This is a genomic window from Agromyces sp. NPDC058110, from assembly GCF_042884735.1.
GTDB lineage: Bacteria > Actinomycetota > Actinomycetes > Actinomycetales > Microbacteriaceae > Agromyces.
In genome coordinates, this window is the sequence record NZ_JBHVTI010000004.1 from 215,840 (window position 1) to 237,915 (window position 22,076).

Annotated in this window: 17 protein-coding genes; 10 read left to right on the top strand and 7 right to left on the bottom strand. The window is 72.5% G+C overall.

Features of this window, described 5'->3' with window-relative positions:
* Nucleotides 1-159: 159 nt before the first annotated feature.
* Nucleotides 160-1,923 (bottom strand): FAD-dependent oxidoreductase, encoded by a 1,764-nt coding sequence (locus ACFVS8_RS11215; RefSeq protein WP_387061716.1) that lies wholly within the window; start codon nt 1,921-1,923, stop codon nt 160-162.
* Nucleotides 1,924-1,979: 56 nt separating this feature from the next.
* Here ACFVS8_RS11215 and ACFVS8_RS11220 point away from each other — a divergent pair, with 56 nt between their 5' ends.
* A complete protein-coding gene (locus ACFVS8_RS11220; protein WP_387061719.1) occupies nt 1,980-2,597 on the top strand; it encodes a TetR/AcrR family transcriptional regulator in 618 nt (205 codons plus the stop codon).
* A gap of 61 nt (nt 2,598-2,658) precedes the next feature.
* Here ACFVS8_RS11220 and ACFVS8_RS11225 read toward each other — a convergent pair whose 3' ends face one another.
* A complete protein-coding gene (locus ACFVS8_RS11225) occupies nt 2,659-3,849 on the bottom strand; it encodes an ROK family protein (protein WP_387061722.1) in 1,191 nt (396 codons plus the stop codon).
* A 122-nt stretch (nt 3,850-3,971) separates the two neighbouring features.
* On the opposite strand from ACFVS8_RS11225, the gene ACFVS8_RS11230 reads away from it, so the two are divergent.
* The 4 genes from ACFVS8_RS11230 (at nt 3,972) to ACFVS8_RS11245 (ending at nt 9,599) form a co-directional block, all read left to right on the top strand.
* The gene (locus tag ACFVS8_RS11230; protein WP_387061725.1) at nt 3,972-5,264 is read left to right on the top strand and encodes an ABC transporter substrate-binding protein; all 1,293 of its coding nucleotides are present in this window, start codon (nt 3,972-3,974) and stop codon (nt 5,262-5,264) included.
* 74 nt (nt 5,265-5,338) lie between these two features.
* Nucleotides 5,339-6,277, top strand: a complete 939-nt coding sequence (locus tag ACFVS8_RS11235) for a carbohydrate ABC transporter permease (RefSeq protein WP_387061727.1) — start codon at nt 5,339-5,341, stop codon at nt 6,275-6,277.
* A gap of 2 nt (nt 6,278-6,279) precedes the next feature.
* Nucleotides 6,280-7,179, top strand: coding sequence for a carbohydrate ABC transporter permease (locus ACFVS8_RS11240; RefSeq protein WP_387061731.1), 900 nt, complete (start codon nt 6,280-6,282; stop codon nt 7,177-7,179).
* The gene (locus ACFVS8_RS11245; RefSeq protein ID WP_387061733.1) at nt 7,176-9,599 is read left to right on the top strand and encodes a glycoside hydrolase family 3 N-terminal domain-containing protein; all 2,424 of its coding nucleotides are present in this window, start codon (nt 7,176-7,178) and stop codon (nt 9,597-9,599) included. Before ACFVS8_RS11240 ends, ACFVS8_RS11245 begins: the two co-directional genes overlap by 4 nt.
* Before the next feature lie 144 nt (nt 9,600-9,743).
* Here ACFVS8_RS11245 and ACFVS8_RS11250 read toward each other — a convergent pair whose 3' ends face one another.
* Nucleotides 9,744-10,826 carry a LacI family DNA-binding transcriptional regulator gene (locus tag ACFVS8_RS11250; protein WP_387061736.1) on the bottom strand — a complete coding sequence of 361 codons (1,083 nt, stop codon included), beginning with the start codon at nt 10,824-10,826 and terminating at the stop codon, nt 9,744-9,746.
* A 116-nt stretch (nt 10,827-10,942) separates the two neighbouring features.
* Between ACFVS8_RS11250 and xylA the strand changes: the two genes are divergently transcribed.
* The 5 genes from xylA to ACFVS8_RS11275 all read left to right on the top strand — a co-directional run bounded on the left by xylA (nt 10,943) and on the right by ACFVS8_RS11275 (nt 17,261).
* Nucleotides 10,943-12,136, top strand: a complete 1,194-nt coding sequence (gene xylA, locus ACFVS8_RS11255; RefSeq protein WP_387061739.1) for a xylose isomerase — start codon at nt 10,943-10,945, stop codon at nt 12,134-12,136.
* Nucleotides 12,137-12,236: 100 nt separating this feature from the next.
* On the top strand, nt 12,237-13,631 hold the full coding sequence (locus tag ACFVS8_RS11260; RefSeq protein ID WP_387061742.1) for a xylulokinase: 1,395 nt from the start codon (nt 12,237-12,239) through the stop codon (nt 13,629-13,631).
* 294 nt (nt 13,632-13,925) lie between these two features.
* A complete protein-coding gene (locus tag ACFVS8_RS11265; RefSeq protein ID WP_387061745.1) occupies nt 13,926-14,984 on the top strand; it encodes a sugar ABC transporter substrate-binding protein in 1,059 nt (352 codons plus the stop codon).
* A 217-nt stretch (nt 14,985-15,201) separates the two neighbouring features.
* Entirely contained in the window at nt 15,202-15,954 is a 753-nt protein-coding gene (locus ACFVS8_RS11270) for an ATP-binding cassette domain-containing protein (RefSeq protein WP_387061748.1), read from the top strand.
* A complete protein-coding gene (locus ACFVS8_RS11275) occupies nt 15,951-17,261 on the top strand; it encodes a sugar ABC transporter permease (RefSeq protein ID WP_387061750.1) in 1,311 nt (436 codons plus the stop codon). The genes ACFVS8_RS11270 and ACFVS8_RS11275 overlap by 4 nt, the downstream gene beginning before the upstream one ends.
* A gap of 96 nt (nt 17,262-17,357) precedes the next feature.
* On the opposite strand, the gene ACFVS8_RS11280 is transcribed toward ACFVS8_RS11275, so the two are convergent.
* The 4 genes from ACFVS8_RS11280 to ACFVS8_RS11295 all read right to left on the bottom strand — a co-directional run bounded on the left by ACFVS8_RS11280 (nt 17,358) and on the right by ACFVS8_RS11295 (nt 22,054).
* Nucleotides 17,358-18,389: a DUF1648 domain-containing protein gene (locus ACFVS8_RS11280; RefSeq protein WP_387061753.1), complete on the bottom strand. Its 1,032-nt coding sequence runs from the start codon at nt 18,387-18,389 to the stop codon at nt 17,358-17,360.
* Nucleotides 18,386-18,739 (bottom strand): GntR family transcriptional regulator, encoded by a 354-nt coding sequence (locus ACFVS8_RS11285; RefSeq protein ID WP_387061756.1) that lies wholly within the window; start codon nt 18,737-18,739, stop codon nt 18,386-18,388. Before ACFVS8_RS11285 ends, ACFVS8_RS11280 begins: the two co-directional genes overlap by 4 nt.
* A gap of 133 nt (nt 18,740-18,872) precedes the next feature.
* Nucleotides 18,873-20,030, bottom strand: coding sequence for a glycerate kinase (locus ACFVS8_RS11290; RefSeq protein WP_387061759.1), 1,158 nt, complete (start codon nt 20,028-20,030; stop codon nt 18,873-18,875).
* The gene (locus ACFVS8_RS11295; protein WP_387061762.1) at nt 20,027-22,054 is read right to left on the bottom strand and encodes a beta-galactosidase; all 2,028 of its coding nucleotides are present in this window, start codon (nt 22,052-22,054) and stop codon (nt 20,027-20,029) included. Before ACFVS8_RS11295 ends, ACFVS8_RS11290 begins: the two co-directional genes overlap by 4 nt.
* Between the last annotated feature and the right edge of the window lie 22 nt (nt 22,055-22,076).

A 22,076-nucleotide genomic window follows, 5' to 3' on the forward strand; every position in this document is an offset into this window, starting at 1 on the left:
ATGGGCTCGAATCGATTCGACTGAAAGTCGAGTTTACCCGATGCCCCCTCCCCCTCCGCAAGTGCGAGCCGCGTTCGGTTTATCGTCCGGCCGGCGAGCGCGCATGGGGAGAGCGGATGCCGCGGCGCGCCGCCGCGGCATCCGCTCTGCTGGTGCGGGCTAGACCGCGGGCACCTCGACCGGCTCGGATTCAGCGGACGCCGTGGCCGTCTCAGACGCCGGGGCCTCGGACGCCGGACCCTCGGCCGCCGGAGCCTCGGACACCGGAGCCTCGGCCGCCGTCGCCGCGTGCACCGCGGCCAGGTAGCCGAACACCGCGGCGGGCCCGATCGTCGAGCCGGGTCCGGGGTACGTGCGGCCCATCACAGAGGCCGTCGTGTTGCCGGCCGCGTAGAGGCCCTCGATGACCGCTCCCGAGGCATCGAGCACCCGCGCGTGCTCGTCGGTCAGCAGCCCGCCCTTCGTTCCGAGGTCGCCCGGCACGAGCTGGACGGCGGTGAACGGACCCTTCTCGAGCGCAGCGAGGTTCGGGTTCGGCTTCACGCGCGGGTCGCTGTAGTAGCGGTCGTACGCGGTGCGGCCCCGCCCGAAGTCGAGGTCGACCCCGCCGCGGGCCAGGCCGTTGAAGCGCGCGATCGTCGCGGCGAACGTGGCCCGGTCGACGCCCATCTTCTCGCCGAGCTCCTCGAGCGTGTCGGCCTTGACCGCCACCCCCTCGCGGAACAGCAGCTTGCCGTCGCCGAGCAGGGCGCCGAACATGTATCGCTGACGATGCCGCTTCTCGACGACGAGCCATGACGGGTTCGCCGGCGAGACCTCGTTGCGCTCGAGCAGGTGGTGCCCGAAGTCGATGTAGCTCTCGGACTCGTTGAGGTATCGGGCACCCGACTGGTCGACGACGAGGCTGAACGGGTCGGAGCGCTCGTTGAGCACGAACATGGCCTGCTTGCCCGGCACCGGCACCGAGGCGCCCCACCAGGCGTCGTCCAGGAGGGCGACGTCGGCGCCCGCCTCGACACCGGCCTCGATCGCCGTGCCGAGATCGCCCTCGGCGGCCGAGGTGTACCCGGGGATGCCGTGGTATCGCTGCCGCCACTCGGTGTTGGCCGCGAACCCGCCTGCGCCGAGGATGACGCCGCGCCGAGCACGGATGCGCAGCGCACCGCCCGGTGCGGCGACGACGGCCCCGACGACCCGGCCGGACTCGTCCTTCACGAGTTCGGTGAGCGGCGCGTTCAGCAGGATCTCGGTGCCCTGCTGCTTGGCGATGCACCCCAGCTGCAGCATGAGGCCGCCGCCGAAGCCGTACAGGTGCTTGCCCGTGACCAGACCGCCGAGGGTGCGGAACACGAACCCGGCGCCCCGGAAGAACCCCGACCACGACGACCAGGCGCGCATGAGCAGCCAGACGTCGTCGGTCTGCATCGGCGCCGGGATGGAGTCGCCCGTGCGCGAGGTCTTGCGCCAGTCGCCGAGCTTCTTCGCGTCGAACGGCTTGGACTCGATGCCGCGGCCGATCTTGCCTCCCGGCCGGTCGGGGTAGTAGTCGGGGTAGTCCTTCGCGACGGCCCAGCGCACGCCGAGCTGCTCGAGCCGGTTGACGAGCTCGGGGATGGTGTCGACGAAGGCCTCGCGCCTGGCCTGCGAGCTCGCCGGGCCGATCGAGTCGACCGGCCCGATCGCGGCCTCGAGGTAGGTCAGCGCCTCCTCGCGCGAGTCGGCGATGCCCCGTCGCTTCATGACGGGGTTGTTCGGCATCCACAGCCCGCCGCCGCTGCGCATGGTCGTGCCGCCCCAGCGGTCGGTGCTCTCGACGACGAGCACCGACCGGCCGCGGTCGGCGGCGGTGATCGCGGCGGTCATGCCCGCGGCGCCGGTGCCCGCGACGAGCACGTCGACCTCGCGGTCCCAGGATCCGGTCATTGCATCCTCCTTCAACCGGACACCCTTGTCCGGTAGTCGGTTGTACGCTAACACCCGTGTCCGAATCCCGGAAGAGCGAAGCACCGCCGGCGAACGGCGAAGACGGCGGCGACACCCCCGCGCCGAAGGCGAACCGCGGCCCGGGCGCCGGCCCCGAGAACCGGCGGGCGATCATCGCCGCCGCGCGCGGCATCTTCGCCGAGTCGGGGCTGCAGACGCCGTTCAGCGCGATCGCCAAGAAGGCGGGGGTCGGCCAGGGCAGCCTCTACCGGCACTTCCCCGACAAGACGGCGCTCGCGCTGGCGGTGTTCGACGAGAACTTCGAGGTGCTCGAGGCATCCGTCGCCGACCCCGGCACGACGCTCGACGCGCTCATCGACGACATCATCGACCTCGCGGCCGTCACGACCGCGCTCATCGACCTCATCTGGCAGCACCAGCACGAGGAGCGCGTGGCCCGCCTGACCACGCGCCTCGCCGCGGTCGTCGCCACGGTGACGGCGAGGGAACGCGCGGCCGGCCGCCTGGGCGACCACGTGACCGACGACGACGTGCTGCTCTCGATCACGATGCTCACCGACCTGCTCGCGAGGGCCGACACCCGCGACCGCCGGCCGATGGCCGAGCGCGCGTGGGCGATCTTCCGCAGGTCGTTCGCCCCGCAGCGGGGCTGACGGAGCCGAGTCAGCCGGCGATCGGGGTCACCCGGCGATCGAGGTCACCCGGCGATCGAGGTCACCCAGCGATCGGGCTGCCGATCGCGCCGACGAGCGGGTCGTCGAGCAGTGCGGCGAAGGCGAGCTCGGCAGCGCCGATCAGCAGTCGGTTCTCGCCGAGCTCGGCGACCCGGATGTCGAGCCCCTCGGATGCCACGGGCAGCGCGTGCGCGGCGACGGCCGCGTCGAGGGCCTCCGGGTCCCACTCTGCGAGCGTCGCGAGGAACCCGCCGAGCACGATGAGCGACGGGTTCAGCACGTTCACGGCGTTGGCGAGCGCCGTCGCGAGGATGCGCTGCTGCCTCGCGAGCTCCGCGGCGACCGCGGGGTCGTCGGATGCCGCGAGCAGGCCGGCGAGCGTCGGCTCGTCGGCGCTCGCACGGCCGACCGCCTCGAGCAGCCGTGCGCGGCTGACCTCGTCTTCGAGCACGCCGTCGGGGGCGCGCCGGTCGTCGGCTCGCGCGATGCCCGGACGGTTCTGGCCGAACTCGCCCGCGTAGCCGTGCGCCCCGCCGACGAGCCGCCCCTCGACGACGAGGCCGCCGCCGATGCCGCTCGCGCCGCCGTTGACGTAGACGAGGTCGTCGACGCCGCGTCCGGCGCCGAAGAGGTGCTCGGCCCTGGCGCCGAGGGTCGCGTCGTTGGCGACCTGGGTCGGCAGACCGGTGGCGGTCTCGACGAGCGCGCGCAGCGGGGCATCCGTCCATTCGAGGTGCGGGGCCCAGCGCACGAGGCCGTCGGTGTGGCGCACCTGGCCGGGGACGGCGAGGCCCACGCCGACGAGCTTCGCCCTGGCCAGCTCGTCGCTCCGCCAGCGGGTGATCACGTCGGCCACGAGCGCGGCGGTCTCGTCGGGGCTGACGAGGTGGTCGACGTCGATGCGCTCGCGCACCACGATGCGGGCGTCGAGGCTCACGGCGGCGACGGTCACGGCGTCGACCTCGGGGTTGACGGCGACGACCTGCACGTCGGGGTGCACGGCGACGACGGGCGACGGCCGCCCGACGCGATTGGTCGGGTCGGGCGCGCGCTCCTCGACGAGCCCGAGATCGACGAGCTCGGTCGCGAGCGAGGCGACGGTCGAGCGGTTGAGCCCGGTCTCGGCCGTGAGCCGGGCGCGCGACATCGGCCCCTCGAGGTGCACGAGGCCGAGGAGCTTCGCGAGGTTGCGGCGGTGCACGCCGTCGAACGTTCCCGCACGATCTGACACGACACCGAGTCTAGGGGCGCCGTCCGAATATGTTGCGCTTGACCGCAAATGGATGTGCCCGTATATTCGAGGCGTCCAGATCACTTTCGACAAAAGTGTCGAAACTTTCGAGAGGTTCAATGATGAACAGACGCAGCACCCGCCGCCTCGCCGCGCTCGCCGCGGCGACCGGCATCGCGGTCGCCTCCCTCACCGGTTGCGCCGCCGGTGGCGGCTCCGACGAAGGCGGCGACGTCACCCTCACCTGGTGGCACAACGCCACCTCCGGCCCGCTCCCCGCCGTCTGGGAAGAGGTCGCCGCGGACTTCGAAGCCTCCCACCCCGGCGTCAAGGTCGAGCAGACCGGCTACCAGAACGAAGAGCTCCAGCGCACGCTGATCCCGAACGCGCTCGCATCGGGCGACGCCCCCGACCTGTTCCAGGTCTGGCCGGGCGGCGAACTCCGCGACCAGGTCGAGAACGGCTACCTCATGCCGCTCGACGACGTGCTCGGAGACACCATCACGGCGGTCGGCGCGACCGTCAACCCGTGGCAGGTCGACGGCGAGACCTACGGCATCCCGTTCACCTTCGGCATCGAGGGCTTCTGGTACAACAGCGACCTGTTCGAGCAGGCCGGCATCGGCGAGGCGCCCGCCACGCTCGACGACCTGACCGCGGCGGTCGAGAAGCTCCGCTCGACCGGCGCCGCACCGATCGCCGTGGGCGCGGGCGACAAGTGGCCGGCGGCGCACTGGTGGTACCAGTTCGCCCTGCACACCTGCTCCCCCGAGACCCTCCAGACCGCCGAGACCGAGTTCGACTTCAGCGACGACTGCTGGGTCGAAGCCGGTGAGCAGCTCGAGGCGTTCATCAAGACCGAACCGTTCCAGGAGGGCTTCCTCGGCACGCCAGCCCAGCAGGGTGCGGGCAGCTCGGCCGGCCTCGTCGCGAACGGGCAGGCCGCGATGGAGCTCATGGGCCACTGGGACGCCGGCGTGATCGGCGGCCTCACGCCCGACGCGCAGGTGCCGGAGTTCCTCAACTGGTTCCCGTTCCCCGGCATCCCCGACGCCGCAGGCGACCCGACCGCCGCCCTCGGCGGCGGCGACGGCTTCGGTTGCTCCGCGGAGGCCCCGCCGGAGTGCGCCGAGCTGCTCGAGTACATCATGAGCGACGACGTCCAGAAGAAGTTCGCCGCCTCGGGCGCGGGCATCCCGACCGTCCCGGCCGCGATGGACTCGCTCGAGGACCCGAACCTGAAGCTCGTCGCCGAGGGCCTGCAGGGCGCCTCGTTCGTGCAGCTCTGGTTCGACACCGCCTTCGGCACGACCGTCGGCAACGCCATGAACGAGGGCATCGTCAACCTGTTCGCGGGCTCCGGCACCCCCGAGGACATCGTGAAGAAGATGCAGGACGCGGCGGCCACCCTGTGACCTCTGCAGTCACGTCGGCCGGGCCCGCGGTTTCCGCGGGCTCGGCCCCCGCCCCCGATCGGCCCGGACCGACCGTGCCCCGCCGCCGCCGCACGGGCGCGACCCGCAAGCGCATCGAGATCGCGATCCTCGCCGGACCCGCACTCGTCGTCTTCGTCGGATTCGTCATCGTCCCGGTCGTGCTCGCGGCGGTCTACAGCTTCTACAACCTGCCCGCCGCCTTCAAGTGGGAGAACCTCGCCGACCCCGAGCGGTTCGTCGGCTTCGACAACTACGTCCGCGCACTGACCACGCCCGAGTTCCTGCGCGCGATCGGCAACAACTTCACGATCCTCGCGCTGTCGCTGCTCATCCAGGGCCCCATCGCCATCGGCATCGCGCTGCTGCTCAACCGCCGCATGCGCGGGCGCGGCGTGTTCCGCCTCCTCATCTTCGTGCCGTACGTGCTCGCCGAGGTCATCGCCGGTCTCAGCTGGAAGCTCCTGCTCCAGCCCAACGGCGGCGTGAACGCGCTCCTGGAGGCCGTCGGCCTCGGGGCGTGGCAGCAGAACTGGCTCGCCGACCCGAACATCGCCCTCTGGACCCTGTTCGCGATCCTCACCTGGAAGTACGTCGGCTTCGCGATCATCCTGATGCTCGCGGGCCTGCAGGGCGTGCCCGAGGAACTCGCCGAGGCGGCGTCCATCGACGGCGCGACCTGGTGGCAGATCCAGCGCCACATCACGATCCCGCTGCTCGGTCCGACCATCCGCATCTGGGCGTTCCTGTCGATGATCGGCGCCCTCCAGCTCTTCGACATGGTGTGGGTCACCGTCGCGCCGACCGTGCGCCAGATGGCCACCGAGACCATGGCGACCTACATGGTCCAGCAGGGCCAGTTCGCCGGCCAGCCCGGGTACGGCAGCGCCATCGCCGTCATCCTCTTCCTGATCTCGCTCGTCGTCGCGCTCCTGTACCAGCGCTTCGCCCTGCGCCGCGACCTCTCCGGCGCCGTCACCACGGGGGTTCGCTGAACATGACCGCCACGACCGACCTCGTCGTGCCCGACCTCGACAAGCTCCCCCGCCGGCGTGCCGCCGGGCGGCGCATCGACTGGGGCCAGCCGTTCGTCTACCTGATCGCGCTCGTCATCTCGGCGATCGCGATCGGCCCGGTGCTGTACGTCATCATCGGCGGCTTCCGCACGACGGGCGACCTGAACGCGAACCCCGCGGGCATGCCGAACCCGTGGGTGCTCGAGAACTACCTCACCGTGCTCGGCTCGACCCGGTTCTGGGGCAACGTGCTCGCGAGCATGATCCTCGCGTTCGCGACGACCGCGGGCGTCGTGATCCTCGGCATCATGGCCGCGTTCGTCATCGCCAGGTACGACTTCCGCGGCCGCCAGGGCCTCTACACGCTGTTCACGGCCGGGCTGATGTTCCCGCTGACGGTGGCCGCGCTGCCGCTCACCCTGCTGCTGCGCACGCTCGGCCTCCACGGCACGTACCTCGGGGTCATCATCCCGTCGATCGCGTTCGCGCTGCCGACGACGATCATCATCCTCGTGCCGTTCCTCCGGGCCATCCCCGACGAGCTCGAGGAGGCGGCCTCGATCGACGGCACCAGCCGGCTCGGCTTCTTCTGGCGCATCCTGCTGCCGCTGTCGAAGCCCGGCCTGGTCACCGTCGGCGTGCTCGCGTTCGTCGGCAGCTGGAACGGCTACCTGCTGCCGCTCCTCGTGATCTCGACCGGCACGCTGCCGCAGGACCTCTGGCCGCTGCCGCTCGGCGTGACCCAGTTCTCGACCCAGTACTCGCAGAACACCGGTGCGGTGCTCGCATACACCTCGCTCGCCATGATCCCCGCCCTCGTGTTCTTCCTCGCCGCGGAGAAGCGCATCGTCGGCGGGCTGCAGGGAGCGGTGAAGGGATGACCCACGTGACCACGACCCCGAACACGACGGATGCCTCGCGGCACCGCGACGCCCCCTGGCGGGATGTCTCCCGGCCGGCCGACGAGCGCGTCGAGGCGCTGATCGACGAGCTCTCGCTCGAGGAGAAGGTCGCCCAGCTCTACGGCGTCTGGGTCGGCGCCTCGGCCGACGGAACGGATGTCGCGCCGAACCAGCACGAGATGATCGGCGACGTCGACCTCACCGGGCTGTTCCCCAAGGGACTCGGGCAGCTCACGCGCCCGTTCGGCACCGCGCCGGTCGACCCGGGCGTCGGCGCACTCTCGCTGGCGAGGTCCCAGCGCCGCATCGTCGCGGAGAGCCGCCTCGGCATCCCCGCGCTCGCGCACGAGGAGTGCCTCGCGGGCTTCGCGGCGTGGGGCGCGACCGCCTACCCGGTGCCGCTCTCGTGGGGCGCGACGTTCGATCCCGACCTGATCGAGCGCATGAGCCGTCGGATCGGCGACGACCTGCGCAGGGTCGGCGTGCACCAGGGGCTCGCACCCGTGCTCGACGTCGTGCGCGACGCGCGCTGGGGCCGGGTCGAGGAGACGATCGGCGAGGACCCGTACCTCATCGGCACCGTCGGCGCGGCGTACGTGCGCGGCCTCGAATCGGCCGGCGTCGTCGCGACCCTCAAGCACTTCGTCGGCTACTCGGCCTCGAAGGCCGGACGCAACCTCGCGCCCGTCTCGGTCGGTCGCCGCGAGCTCGACGACGTGCTGCTCCCGCCGTTCGAGATGGTGATCCGCGAGGGTCGCCCCCGCAGCGTCATGAACGCGTACACCGACCTCGACGGCATGCCCACCGCGGCGGACGCCACCATCCTCACCGACCTGCTCCGGGGCGTCTGGGGTTTCGAGGGCACCGTCGTCGCCGACTACTTCTCGGTCGCGTTCCTGCAGACCCTGCACGGGGTCGCGGGTTCGCTCGGCGATGCCGCGGCCGAGGCGCTCCGGGCGGGCATCGACGTCGAGCTGCCGACCGTGCACGCCTTCGGCGCGCCGCTGCTCGAGGCGGTCGCCGACGGCCGCCTCGACGAGGGCGTGCTCGACCGGGCGCTCCGGCGCGTGCTCGGGCAGAAGCTCGAGCTCGGGCTCCTCGATGCCGACTGGGATGCCGCGCCGGAGGCCCTCCGCGGCCTCGACGACGACCTCGACGCCGTGCGCGGCACCGTCGACCTCGATCCGCCCGAGAACCGGGCGCTCGCGGCCGAGATCGCGGAGCGCGCGATCGTGCTGCTGCACAACGACGGCACCCTGCCGCTCTCCGGCGTCGGCCGCACCGCACCCGAGCGGATCGCGGTCATCGGCCCGACGGCCGACGATCGGTTCGCGGTGCTCGGCTGCTACGCGTTCCCGACGCATGTCGGCGTGCACCATCCCGGCTCGGGCGACGGCATCACCCTGCCGACCCTCGTCGAGTCGCTCCGCGCCGAGTTCCCCGATGCGGAGCTCTCCGTCGTCGAGGGCACGTCGATCGACGGCGGCGAGACGTCCGGACTCGAGGCGGCCGCCGCGGCGGCGTCCGCAGCCGACCTGGTCGTGCTCGCCCTGGGCGACCGCGCGGGGCTCTTCGGTCGCGGCACGAGCGGCGAGGGCTGCGACGCCGAGTCGCTCGCCCTCCCCGGCGCTCAAGCCTCCCTGCTCGAGGCCGTGCTCGACCGCGGCACGCCGACGATCGTCGCGCTCCTCGCCGGGCGCCCGTACACGCTCGGCACCGCGCCGGAGCGCGCCGCCGGGATCGTCGAGGCGTTCTTCGCGGGCGAGGAGGGCACGCGCGCGATCGCCGGCGTGCTGAGCGGCCGGGTGTCGCCGTCGGGGCGCCTGCCCGTCTCGGTGCCGGCATCCGCGGGCGTGCATCCGTCGACCTACCTGGCAGCTCCGCTCGCCCGGAAGGGCGGCGTCTCGAGCATCGACCCGACCGCGCGCTACCCGTTCGGCCACGGCCTCACGTACACGCGGTTCGAGTGGACGCGGTTCGCAGGCGAGGCATCCGAGATCGCGACCGACGGCGAGGTGTCGGTCGGCGTGCGCGTGCGCAACGTCGGCGAGCGCGGCGGAACCGAGCTCGTGCAGCTGTACCTGCACGACCCGGTCGCGAGCGTCGTGCGACCCGTGCAGCGGCTGATCGGCTACGCCCGGATCGACCTCGCGCCGGGCGAGGCGGCGGACGTGCGCTTCACCGTGGCCGCCGACCTGGCCTCGTTCCCCGGTCGCGACGGCGTTCGCATCGTCGAGTCGGGCGAGCTCGTGCTTGGCCTCGGGACCTCGAGCGCCGACCTGCCGCACGCGCACTCGGTGCGTCTGGTCGGCGCCGTGCGCCGGGTCGACCACACCCGGCGCCTCCACCCGGAGGTGTCGGTGACCCGCGTCGCGGTGGAGGCATCCGCCCTCGCGTGACCGACAGGGCGCGGCCGACCCGGCCGGGCCGCCACGACCCTGCGCCGCCACGACCCGGACCCGTCCGCGCCCATGGGGCGGGCGGGTCCCGTCGTGCGCCGCCGCTCGGCGGTGCCGGGCGGGCTGCGGCGGCCGCGCTCGGCGTCAGGCCGGGTCCGGCGGCGCCGTGCTCTCGCGCACGACGAGGCTCGTCGCGAGGTCCATGCGCGGGGTGGTGCCCGTCGGCGATCCGGCGGTGCCGGTCGGGTCGGCGTCGGCCTCGGCGGCCAGGCGGATGGCGAGGCGCGCTGCCTCCTCGCCCATGCGACGCAGCGGCTGGTGCACCGTCGTGAGCGGCGGGGTCACCCAGCGGCTGATCGGCACGTCGTCGTAGCCGACGATCGACAGGTCGCCGGGGATCGCCAGCCCCGCGGCCCGCGCGGCGTCCATGACGCCGAGGGCCTGCAGGTCGCTGCCCGCGAAGATCGCGGTGGGCCGCTCACCGGCCGGCAGGGCCAGCAGGTCGCGCGCGTGGTTGCGCCCGCCGGTGACGTGGAAGTCGCCGAACCGGATCCAGGCGGGGTCGATCGGCAGGCCGGCCGAGTTCATCGCCGAGCGGTACCCGTCGACGCGCGCGAGCGAGCACATCATGTCGTCGGGCCCGGTGATCGTCGCGATGCGGCGATGCCCGAGCTCGATGAGATGGCGCGTGGCGGCGAGACCTCCCGACCAGTTCGCCGACCCGACGCTCGGCACCTCGGGCGTCGGATCGCCCGCGGGGTCGACGATGACGAACGGGATCGCCCGGGCGCGGAGCCGCTCGCGGTGCTCGGGAGCGAGCTCGCTGAACACGAGCACGACGCCCACCGGTCGGCGACGGATCACGCCTTCGACCCAGTCGGGGTCCGGCGCGTGCCGGTCGCCGGAGACGGTGAGCACGACGCTCAGCCCCTGCTCCTTGGCGACCTGCTCGACGCCGCCGATCAGCTCCATCGACCAGATCTCGTCGAGCTCGTGGAAGACGAGCTCCAGGAGGTCGGCGCGGGTCTCGGAGCGGCCGCCCCCGCGACGCACGTACCCGCGTTCCTGCAGCTCGTGCTCGACGCGCTCCCTGGTCGCGGCCGACACGTCGGCCCGCCCGTTCAGCACCTTCGAGATCGTCGACAGGCTCACACCCAGGTCTTCGCTGATCGCGGCGAGGGTCACGCGGCGGTCGACGGCGGCGTCGGCGGCGGCATCCAGCTTCATGTTTCGAATCCTACGGTCGAAACTTGCGGTCGCGAAAGACTTGCGTCCGAGCCGGATCGCGTTTTATGTTGTACGTGCCAACAAATCATCGAAGACGCTGAAAGGCGGATCACCACATGGCCAGCGCGCCCACCCGCGACGACAAGTTCTCCTTCGGCCTCTGGACCGTCGGCTACAACGGCACCGACCCGTTCGGCGGCCCCACCCGCAAGCCCCTCGACGTGGTGCACGCGGTCGAGAAGCTCGCCGAGCTCGGCGCGTACGGCCTGACGTTCCACGACGACGACCTGTTCGCCTTCGGCTCGACCGACGCCGAGCGTCAGACCCAGATCGACCGCCTCAAGGGCGCCCTCGCCGACACCGGCCTCATCGTGCCGATGGTCACGACCAACCTGTTCAGCGCGCCGGTCTTCAAGGACGGCGGCTTCACGGCCAACGACCGCGACGTGCGCCGCTACGCGCTGCGCAAGGTGTTCCGCCAGCTCGACCTCGGCGCCGAGCTCGGCGCGAAGACCTTCGTCATGTGGGGCGGCCGCGAGGGCGCCGAGTACGACTCCGCCAAGGACATCCGCCAGGCGCTCGAGCGCTACCGCGAGGCTGTGAACCTCCTCGGCGACTACGTGACCGACAAGGGCTACGACATCCGCTTCGCGATCGAGCCGAAGCCCAACGAGCCGCGCGGCGACATCCTGCTGCCGACCCTCGGCCACGCGATCGCGTTCATCGACTCGCTCGAGCGCCCCGAGCTCGTCGGCCTCAACCCCGAGGTCGGCCACGAGCAGATGGCCGGGCTGAACTTCGCCGCCGGCATCGCGCAGGCGCTGTACCACGGCAAGCTCTTCCACATCGACCTCAACGGCCAGCGCGGCATCAAGTACGACCAGGACCTCGTGTTCGGCCACGGCGACCTGCACAACGCCTTCGCGCTCGTCGACCTGCTCGAGAACGGCGGCCCCGGCGGCGTTCCCGCCTACGAGGGCCCGCGCCACTTCGACTACAAGCCGAGCCGCACCGAAGACGAGAAGGGCGTGTGGGAGTCGGCGGCGGCCAACATGCGCACCTACCTGCTGCTCAAGGAGCGCGCCGCGGCCTTCCGCGCCGACCCCGAGGTGCAGGAGGCGCTCGAGGCTGCGAAGGTTTACGAGCTCGCGACGCCGACCCTGAACGAGGGCGAGACCTACGACGACTTCCTCGCCGACCGCTCGGCCTACGAGGACTTCGACGCCGACGCCTACCTCGGCGGCAAGGGCGGCGGCTTCGTGCGCCTGCAGCAGCTCGCCACCGAGCACCTGCTGGGCGCGAGGCGGTAGGCGCACCTCCCCGCAGACCGCCCCTGCGCCGCGTTCGACGACGCGGCGCAGGGGTTCTCCGGTTCCACCCACCGTCACACCACCGAGAAAGGGGCGGGCATTGCCGCTCGTCGCAGGGGTCGACTCCTCGACCCAGTCATGCAAGATCGTGATCCGGGATGCCGCGACCGGCGCCCTCGTGCGCTCCGGGCGCGCACCGCACCCCGAGGGCACCGAGGTCGACCCCGCCGCGTGGTGGGGGGCGCTCCTCTCGGCCATCGGCGACGCCGGCGGGCTCGAGGGCGTCGAGGCGATCTCGATCGGCGGCCAGCAGCACGGCATGGTCGTGCTCGACGCCGAGGGACGCGTCATCCGCTCCGCGCTGCTCTGGAACGACACGCGCTCGGCTCAGGCCGCACTCGACCTCATCGCCGAGGTCGGCGCCGACGAGTACGCGCGCCGCACCGGCGTCGTGCCGGTGGCCTCGTTCACCGCGACGAAGCTCCGCTGGCTGCGCGACGCCGAACCGGATGCCGCGGCGCGCGTCGCGGCGGTCGCCCTCCCCCACGACTGGCTGACGTGGCGCCTGCGCGGCTACGGCCCCGTGGGCGAGTCGCCGCTCGGCCCGCGGCTCGACGAGCTCGCGACCGACCGCTCCGACGCGAGCGGCACGGCGTACTGGGGCGCCGACGGCTACGACCGCGACCTGTTCGTGCGGGCGCTCGGCCACGACGCGATCCTGCCGCGCGTGCTCGGCCCGGCCGAGGCGGCGGGGCGCACGCCCGACGGCATCCTCGTCGGCGCCGGGGCGGGCGACAACGCCGCCGCCGCACTCGGGCTCGACGCGGCATCCGGCGACGTGGTCGTCTCGATCGGCACCAGCGGCACGGTGTTCGCGGTGACCGACGCCGCCGTCGCCGACCCCTCCGGCACGGTCGCCGGGTTCGCCGACGCGACGGGCCGCTTCCTGCCGCTCGTGGCCACGCTGAACGCCGCGCGCGTGCTCGACGCGTTCGCGCGCGTGCTCGACGTCGACCACGACGGGCTCGGGCGCCTGGCGCTGGAGGCCGAGCCCGCGGCATCCGGCGCCGTGCTCGTGCCGTACTTCGAGGGCGAGCGCACGCCGAACCTGCCGAACGCGACCGCCCACCTCGACGGGCTGACGCTCGCGAGCATGACGCGGCCGAACCTCGCGCGCGCCGCGATCGAGGGCATGCTCTGCGCGCTCGCCGACGGGCTCCGCGCCGTCTCGGGCCTCGGCGTGAGCGTCGACCGGGTGCTGCTCATCGGCGGCGCGGCCCAGAACGCCGCGGTGCGCGCGATCGCCTCGCAGGTCTTCGACGCACCGGTCGTCGTGCCCGCACCGGGCGAGTACGTCGCCGACGGGGCCGCCCGACAGGCCGCATGGGCGCTCACGGGCGCCCGACCGGAGTGGGCGATCGCGGTCGTCGCGAGCCCCGCGGTCGACCACCGATCCGAGATCCGGGAGCAGTACGCGCGCGTCTCCGGTCGCTGAATCGATTCGAGTCCGAAGTTCGTCCGAGCCTCGCCGCGGCCCCGTTTCGAGGCCGCGGCGAGGTGTTTCGGCGGCGTGTGACAGTCGCATGCCGCTGTCTGCGCCGATGACGGTTCGAGCCCCGGAATCACGGGGCTCATGTGACGTGTCACATCGACGATTCGCGTTACTCGATCGTTATCAGCGAGGCGGTTCGGCGCGGCTTACAGGGTCGTAAGTTTCCTTCTGCCGAGGTCAGTGCAGACCCGGCGGTAGTGATTGTCCTGCACACTCACCAGTCAGAAGGGGAGAACGATGAAGAAGGCTTCATTGATCTCGATCACAGCCCTCGCCGGAGCATCGATGCTGTTGCTCGCAGGGTGTTCCAGCAGCGGCGGCGACAGCGGGGGCGACGACGCGACCGCGACCCGCGCCTGCGTCATCCTGCCCGATGCGGCATCCTCGCCCCGTTGGGAGAACGGCGACCGCCCCGCGCTCGAGACCGCGATCACCGACGCCGGATTCGAGGCCGACATCCAGAACGCCCAGGGCGACACCAGCAAGTACGCCACCATCGCCGACCAGCAGCTCAGCAAGGGCTGCGGCGTGATGCTCCTCGTCGACTACAACGGCGCCGCAGTCGCCGTCGCAGCCAAGGCGAAGGAGCAGGGCATCCCCGTCATCGCCTACGACCGCCCGATCGAGGGCGCCGACTACTACGTCTCGTTCGACAACGAGCAGGTCGGAGCGCTCGAGGGCCAGTCGATCCTCGACGGCCTCGAGGCGGCCGGCAAGGACCCGAAGACCGCGGTCGTGGTCTACATGGGCGGCGACCCCGCCGACGGCAACGCCAAGATGTTCCACGACGGCGCCGTGAGCGTCATGGAGCCCGCCGGCATCAAGCCCGCCCAGGAGCCCCCGGGGGTCTGGGACGGCGACAAGTCGGCGACCAACTTCGAGCAGGCCCTGACCGCCCTCGGCGGCAAGGTCGACGCCGTCTGGGTCGCCAACGACACGAACGCCGCGGGCGTCATCACGATCCTCGACAAGAACGGCCTCACCGTTCCCGTCTCGGGTCAGGACGCCTCGGTCGCCGGTCTCCAGAACGTGCTCCTCGGCAAGCAGACCGCCACGGTCTACAAGCCGTTCGCACTCGAGGCCGACGCCGCCTCCGAGCTCGCCATCCAGCTCCTGAACGGCGAGACCCCCTCGGTCGACAAGAAGCTCGACGACGGCACCCCCTACATCGCCGTCACGCCGATCCTCGTCGGACCCGACGACGTGCAGACCGTGGTCGACGACGGCAACGCCGACGCCGCCGAGATCTGCACGGCCGACGTGGCCGCCGCCTGCACCGAGCACGGCGTGGGCTAGTCCGACCGATCCCACACCGGAAGACGGGAGGCTCCGGGGCGACCATCGCCCCGGGGCCTCCCGCTCCCGCACGACGCCGCCCCGCGGCATCCGCACCACGCCGCCCCGCGGCATCCGCACCACGACACCCGCCAGCGCACGCGCGCGTCGAGCACCGAGCACTCACCTCACGGACCGCCCCGCGGAACAGCGCAGTTCCCCACAGAAAGGACCCGGCATGGACCAGCCGATCATCGAACTGAAGGGGGTTGTGAAGAGCTTCGGCCCAGTCGATGTGCTGAAGGGCGTGAACCTCACGGCGTACCCCGGGAAGATCACCGCCCTCGTCGGCGACAACGGCGCCGGAAAGTCGACGCTCATCAAGGGACTCGCCGGCGTGCAGCCCTACGACGCCGGCGAGGTGCTCTTCAACGGCGAGCCCGTGAACCTGCACACGCCGCGCGACGCCGCGCACCTCGGCATCGAGGTCGTCTACCAGGACCTCGCGCTCTGCGACAACCTCGACATCGTGCAGAACATGTTCCTCGGCCGCGAGGAGCTCTCGGCGGGCACGTTCGACGAGGGCATCATGGAACGCGAGGCCGCCGAGACCCTGCGCCAGCTCTCGGTGCGCACGGTCAAGTCGGTGCGCCAGAAGGTCTCGTCGCTCTCGGGCGGCCAGCGCCAGACCGTCGCCATCGCGCGCTCCGTGCTGAAGAAGGCCAAGGTCGTCATCCTCGACGAACCGACCGCGGCCCTCGGCGTCGCGCAGACCGCCCAGGTGCTCGCACTCGTGAAGCGCCTCGCCGAGCAGGGCGTCTCGGTGATCATCATCAGCCACAACCTCGTCGACGTCTTCGAGGTCGCCGACTACATCAGCGTGCTCTACCTCGGGCAGATGGTCGCCTCGGTCAAGACGACCGAGACCACGAACGAAGACGTCATCGGCTACATCACCGGCGCCAAGACCTACGAAGGAGAGCGCGCATGAGCGGCGAGCAGGGCACCACGACTCCGACGTCGACGCCGCCCACCGACTCCACCACGGCCCTCTCGGCGCTCAGCACCGAGCAGCTCATCGGCAGCGGGCAGGAGGGCGGCCTGATGGACCAGGTGCGCGCCTACTTCCAGCGGGTGCGCAGCGGCGAGATGGGCGCGCTGCCCGCGGTCGGCGGCTTCGTCGTGCTCAGCATCCTGTTCACCGTGCTGAGCCCGTACTTCTTCACCGAGCGCAACTTCGCCAACCTGCTCACGCAGGCCGCGACGCTCGTCATGCTCGGCATGGCGCTCGTGTTCGTGCTGCTGCTCGGCGAGATCGACCTGTCGGCCGGCGTCACCGCGGGCCTCACCATGGTCATCTTCGTGGTGCTCGTGCAGGTCGTGAACCTCAACTGGGTGCTCGCGCTCGCGATCGCCTTCCTGACGGGTGTCGCGATCGGCACGTTCATCGGTTTCTTCGTGGCGAAGGTCGGCATCCCGTCGTTCGTCGTGACGTTGGGCCTCTTCCTCGGGTTCCAGGGCCTCGAGCTCATCATCATCGGCGCGGGCGGCCTGTACCGCGTCGAGACGCCCGAGATCCTCGCGATCCAGAACGGCACGCTCCCGCCGTGGGGCGGCTGGGTGATGCTCGCCGTGATGCTCGCGATCTCGGCCGGCACGTCGTTCCTCGACCGGTCGCGCCGCACGCGGGCCGGCGTGCCGAACCGCACGATCGCGCTCGTCTGGGCCAAGCTCCTCACGATCCTCGTGCTCGGCGGCATCGTCGTCGCGATCCTGAACCAGAACCGCGGCACGGGCTTCAAGGCGATCGAGGGCGTGCCGATCGTCGTCCCCATCACGCTCGCGATCCTCTGGCTCGGCACGTTCGTGCTCGACCGCACGAAGTTCGGCCGCTACATCTACGCGGTCGGCGGCAACGCCGAGGCCGCTCGCCGTTCGGGCGTCAAGGTCGCGATGATCCGCTGGTGCGCGTTCATCGTGTGCTCGTCGCTCGCGGTCGTCGCGGGCCTGTTCAGCATCAGCAAGGTCGGGTCGGTGGATGCCGCGGCGGGCCGTGAGATCGTGCTGAGCGGTGTGGCGGCGGCCGTCGTCGGCGGCGTCAGCCTGTTCGGCGGCCGCGGCCGGCTGATCCACGCGGCGATCGGTGCGCTCGTGATCGCCGTGATCACGAACGGCCTGGGCCTGCTGAACCTCCCGGCCGGCGTCAACTACGCCGTGACCGGCGGCGTGCTGATCCTCGCGGCCACGGTCGACGCGATCTCCCGCAAGCGGGCGGGCGGATCGATCCTGCGGACCTGAGGCCTCCCCTCTTCAGGTCGAACCGAGCGGGCCCGTGCGTTCTTCGCACGGGCCCGCTCTCGCTCGGCGCTCGGCGGGCGCGCGGTGCGCCGGGCCTCAGCGGCCGGCCTGCACGAGCGCGTTCAGCAGCGCGGCGCCCGTGCGGGCGTCGGCGACTGTCACGACGAGGGGCGGGGCATCCGCCCGCTCGACCTCGATGCCCTGACCCGAGCGGATGATGATGCCGCGCCGGCCGTGCACGTCGAACCGGAAGCCCCATCCGCCGAACTCGGCGGGCAGCACCTCGACGTCGGCGGCGGCGACGACGGCCTCGAGCGGCACGCGCGTGAGACGGATGCCGACGAGCGAGCGCACGGTGAGGCCGCGACGGTCGACCGTGACGCGGATCCACGCGGTCGACGCCAGCACGAGCACCAGCACGAATACGAGCGCCCACAGCCACCACGACGATGGCGACAGCACGAACGGCACGATGACCGCGACGAGCGCGAAGCCGATGAGCGCGATGACGGGCCATGGCGCCGATGCGGTCGCGGTCCACACGGCGCGTTCGCCGGGCGCGAGATCGAGCGCCGGGGTGGCCGACGGCGTGTCGGCGGCCGTGCGATCGGGCGCGGGAAGCGCGCGCCAGGTGATCCACCAGACGAGCGCGCCGACCAGCAGGCCGACCCCGATCACGACCGGAGCAGCCCACTGCGGCGGCTGCGCGCCGTCGAGCTGGAGCGCACCGAGCCCGACCATGACGAGCGAGACCATCACGATCGTCGCGGGCGCGAACGAGGCCGTCGGGCGCACCCGGCTGAGCAGGCGGGTCGGGCTGCCCGCGTGGGGGCGCAGCGCGCGCGCACCGGCGAACGACGCGATCGCGAGCGCGAGGATCAGCGAGAGCGAGATCACGGCGTAGGCGAGCACCGCCCGACCCGGCGTGGTCCACCGGTCGGGCTCGCCCGCCGCGTTCCAGTGCACGGCGACCTCGTCGGGCATGCGCGGGATCCAGATCAGTTGGATGACCGTCGACACGAGCACGATCGCGAGCGGCACCCACACGACGACGGCGAGGAGCACGCGCCGGTCGTGCCGGTCGCGCTCGCGGGCGTCGACGGAGGTCGCGGCAACGGGGTCGTTCATCGGGCGAGTTCCTCTCGGACGAGCGCCAGGACGGCGTCTGGGGCGATGCCGCGCTCGCGCGCGGCGGTGACGAGTTCGGCGGCGAGGCGTCTGGTGGCCTCGAGCTCGGGCGCCGCGTCGCGCACGACGGCGCCTCGCCCGCGGCGCAGCTCGATGAGCCCCTCGTCGCGGAGCGTCTGGTAGGCGTGCAGCACCGTGTGCGCGTTGACGTCGAGCGAGTCGGCGAGGTCGCGTGCCGCGGGCAGGCGCTCGCCCGCGGCGACGCGACCGGCGAGGATCTCGCCGCGCACGGCGCGAGCCAGTTGCTCGAACAGCGGCGTGCTCGAAGCGGGATCGATGCGGATGATCACCCATTCATTATTCTAGTTTCAACTAGAACAAGTCAATTTGATGGGATGCCGCGGGCGGCCGTTCTCCGGACTGCGGCGGCGACTCGCCGGCGTCTCCGCGGGCCTCGGCGGCGTGTCGCCCACAGCTTCCGCGTCAGCCGAGCGTCGCGCCGAGCGTGCGCGCGAGCACCGCACCCGCCTCCGCGAGCCACCGCGGGCCGTCGGCCATCGCCGCCGCACCATCGCCCGCGAGCTCGCTGAGCGACGCGGATGCCGCGAACCGCGTGGCGTCGGCCGTGATCGCCCCTGCGACGAGCGCGACCGGCACCCCGGCGCGCTCGGCGATGCCGGCGACTTCGGTGGGCGCCTTGCCCGCCTCGGACTGCCCGTCGTAGCGACCCTCGCCTGTGATCACGAGCGAGGCGCCGCGCACCGCTTCGGGCAGGCCGACGATCCGCGCGATGAGCTCGGCGCCGCCGCCGAGCTCCGCGCCCCAGGCGAGCATCGCGAAGCCCGTGCCGCCGGCGGCGCCCGTGCCGGGCGTCTCGGGGTCGACGGCCGGGAGCAGCCCGGCCAGCCGGGCGAGGTTCGCTTCGAGCACGTCGACCGTCGCGGCATCCGCCCCCTTCTGCGGGCCGAACACGGCCGCGGCGCCCGACGGCCCGAGCAGCGGGTTCGTGACGTCACCGAGCACGACGGCGCCGCCCCTCGGCAGCGGGCGCAGCCCCGACAGGTCGGCCGAGGCGACGACCCCGAGCCCGCGGTTGCCGCGCGGGATCGGCTCGCCGGCGGCATCCGCGAACCGGGCGCCGAGCACCTCGAGCGCACCGCCTCCGCCGTCGCTCGTTGCGCTGCCGCCCAGCCCGAGCAGCAGGCGGTCGACGCCGTGGTCGAGCGCGGCTGCGATCGCCTGGCCGAACCCGACCGTGTGCGCGTCGAGCGGCAGCAGCGGATCGAGCATCGTGATGCCCGAGGTCGCGGCCAGCTCGACCACGCCCGTGCCGTCTGGCAGGAGCACCCAGCTCGAGGCCGCCGGGCGTGAGTCGGGGCCGGCCACCTGGACCGGCATGCGCCGCGCACCGGCCACCGCGGCGGCGAACGCGTCGAGCGTGCCCTCGCCGCCGTCGGCCATGGGCCGCAGCACGACCTCGTCGCCCGGCCGCACGGCGCGCCACCCGCGGGCGAGCGCGTCGGCCGCATCGGCGGCGGCGACCGTGCCCTTGAACGAGTCGGGTGCGAAGACGACCCGGAGCCTGCCGCCCGGGCCGACGCTCGCGCCGCCCCCGCCGACGCCTGTGCCGTCGCCGCTCACGAGGCGGCCCGCTCGCGCACGATCGCCCGCTCCTGGGGCGCGAGCTCGACGCCGTCGACCGTCGCCCCGCTCACGAGATCGACCCCGGCGAGCGGCACGCGCTCGGCGACGTCGCCGTGGTTGATCGCCGTCACGACCTCGCCCCGCCGCGCGACCTCGACGTGCTCGGGCAGGTCGGCGACGACCGGCGCGACGCCCGCGATCGAGAGCAGGTGGTCGACGACGGCCTGCGCTCCGCGCTCGTCGGGCACGGTCGCGAGGTACCTGGCGCTGCCGTCTCCGTGCGCGCGCCGGGTGAGGGCGGGCCGCCCGGTGAGGCGACCGCCGACGAACGAGGCCTCGACCGCGGCATCCGTCACGTGGATCTCCTCGGCGAGGAGCGTGCCGGTCGACTCGGCGACCGACGACGGCTCGCCCGACCCGGCGCCGCCCAGCGGCCCGCCGAACGGCGCGAACCGCTCGCCGGGGGCGTGGTCGGGCGCGTCGGGGGCGACGAGCGCGCCGAAGTCCTCCAGCCGCACCCCGAACACGCCCCCGAGCTGCGTCAGGAACCCGCCGTCGCGGAATCGGTCGTGCTCGTCGACCACGTCGACGTACGGACCGGCGAGCAGGTGGCCGCCGCCCTCGACGAAGGCGGTCAGCGCCGCGGCATCCGCCTCGCGCACGAGGCCGAGCAACGGTGCGAGCACGAGGTCGTAGCGGTCGTCGACCCTGGCGGCCGGCACCAGGTCGACCTGCACGTGCCGGCGGTGCAGCGCGCGATACCAGCGCTGCACGACCGCGACGTAGTCGATGCCGTTCATCGGGTGGTCGGACGCTTCGACCGCCCACCAGTTCTCCCAGTCGAACACGATCGCGACCCGTGCGTCGCCGCGCGCGGGCGCGGGCAGCTCGGGGAGCGCGGCGAGCGACGCGCCGAGCGCCGTGACCTCGCGCCAGGTGCGCGTGTCGGTGCCCGCGTGCGGCAGCATCGCCGAGTGGAACTTCTCGGCGCCCGCGCGCGACTGCCGCCACTGGAAGAACAGGATGCCGTCGGCGCCGCGACCGATCGCCTGAGCACTCAGCGCGGCCATCTGCCCCGGGGCCTTCGGCGCGTTCGAGGCGCGCCAGTTGAGCGCGTTCGTCGCCTGCTCCATGAGCAGCCACGGCGTCTCGGGCTTGAACGACCGCACGAGGTCGCGCTGGAACGCGGCCGCCCGGAACGCCTCTGGGTCGTTCGGGTCGGGGTAGCAGTCGTCGCTGATCACGTCGAGGTGGGGCGCCCAGCGCTCGTAATCGGCGGGCTTGAACGCGCCCATGAAGTTCGTGGTGATGGGCTGGGCGGCCCCTGCCGCGCGGATGAGGTCGCGCTCCATGAGGTAGCACTCGAGCAGCATGTCGCTCGTGAACCGGCGGAAGTCGAGCATCTGCCCGGGGTTGCGACTGTAGGGCGCCTTGCGCGGCGGGAACACCTCGTCGAACGAGCCGTAGCGCTGCGACCAGAAGTCGGTGCCCCACGCCCGGTTGAGCGCGTCGACATCGCCGTAGCGGTCGGCGAGCCACCGGCGGAACGCGTCGCGTGCGGCATCCGAGTAGTCCGCGTGCACGTGGCAGCCGTACTCGTTGTTGACGTGCCACATGACGACGGCCGGATGCTGCGCGTACCGTTCGGCGACGGCGCTCACGAGCTCGCCGGCGAGGCGTCGGTACACGGGCGACGATGGGGCGAACTGCTGCCGGCTGCCCGGCCAGTACACGGCTCCGTTCTCGTCGCGCGGGAGGAGCTCGGGATACGCGGCGCTCGCCCACGGCGGCGGCGAGGCGGTCGCCGTGGCGAGGTCGACGGCGATGCCGCCCTCGTGCAGCAGGTCGAGCACGCGGTCGAGCCACGCGAAGTCGAACTCGCCCTCGCGCGGCTGGATGCGCGCCCACGAGAAGATGCCGAGGCTCACCATCGTGACGCCCGCCTCGCGCATGCGCGCGACGTCGTCGGGCCAGACCTCTTCGGGCCACTGCTCGGGGTTGTAGTCGGCGCCGTAGTGCACGTGATCCTCCGTCGATGGCGGG

Excerpts from the sequence above, each read along its gene's own strand:
- ACFVS8_RS11215 (WP_387061716.1), bottom strand. The coding sequence starts at position 1,923 with ATGACCGGATCCTGGGACCGCGAGGTCGACGTGCTCGTCGCGGGCACC.
- ACFVS8_RS11230 (WP_387061725.1), top strand. The coding sequence starts at position 3,972 with ATGAACAGACGCAGCACCCGCCGCCTCGCCGCGCTCGCCGCGGCGACC.
- ACFVS8_RS11240 (WP_387061731.1), top strand. The coding sequence starts at position 6,280 with ATGACCGCCACGACCGACCTCGTCGTGCCCGACCTCGACAAGCTCCCC.
- ACFVS8_RS11245 (WP_387061733.1), top strand. The coding sequence starts at position 7,176 with ATGACCCACGTGACCACGACCCCGAACACGACGGATGCCTCGCGGCAC.
- ACFVS8_RS11250 (WP_387061736.1), bottom strand. The coding sequence starts at position 10,826 with ATGAAGCTGGATGCCGCCGCCGACGCCGCCGTCGACCGCCGCGTGACC.
- xylA (WP_387061739.1), top strand. The coding sequence starts at position 10,943 with ATGGCCAGCGCGCCCACCCGCGACGACAAGTTCTCCTTCGGCCTCTGG.
- ACFVS8_RS11265 (WP_387061745.1), top strand. The coding sequence starts at position 13,926 with ATGAAGAAGGCTTCATTGATCTCGATCACAGCCCTCGCCGGAGCATCG.
- ACFVS8_RS11270 (WP_387061748.1), top strand. The coding sequence starts at position 15,202 with ATGGACCAGCCGATCATCGAACTGAAGGGGGTTGTGAAGAGCTTCGGC.
- ACFVS8_RS11275 (WP_387061750.1), top strand. The coding sequence starts at position 15,951 with ATGAGCGGCGAGCAGGGCACCACGACTCCGACGTCGACGCCGCCCACC.
- ACFVS8_RS11280 (WP_387061753.1), bottom strand. The coding sequence starts at position 18,389 with ATGAACGACCCCGTTGCCGCGACCTCCGTCGACGCCCGCGAGCGCGAC.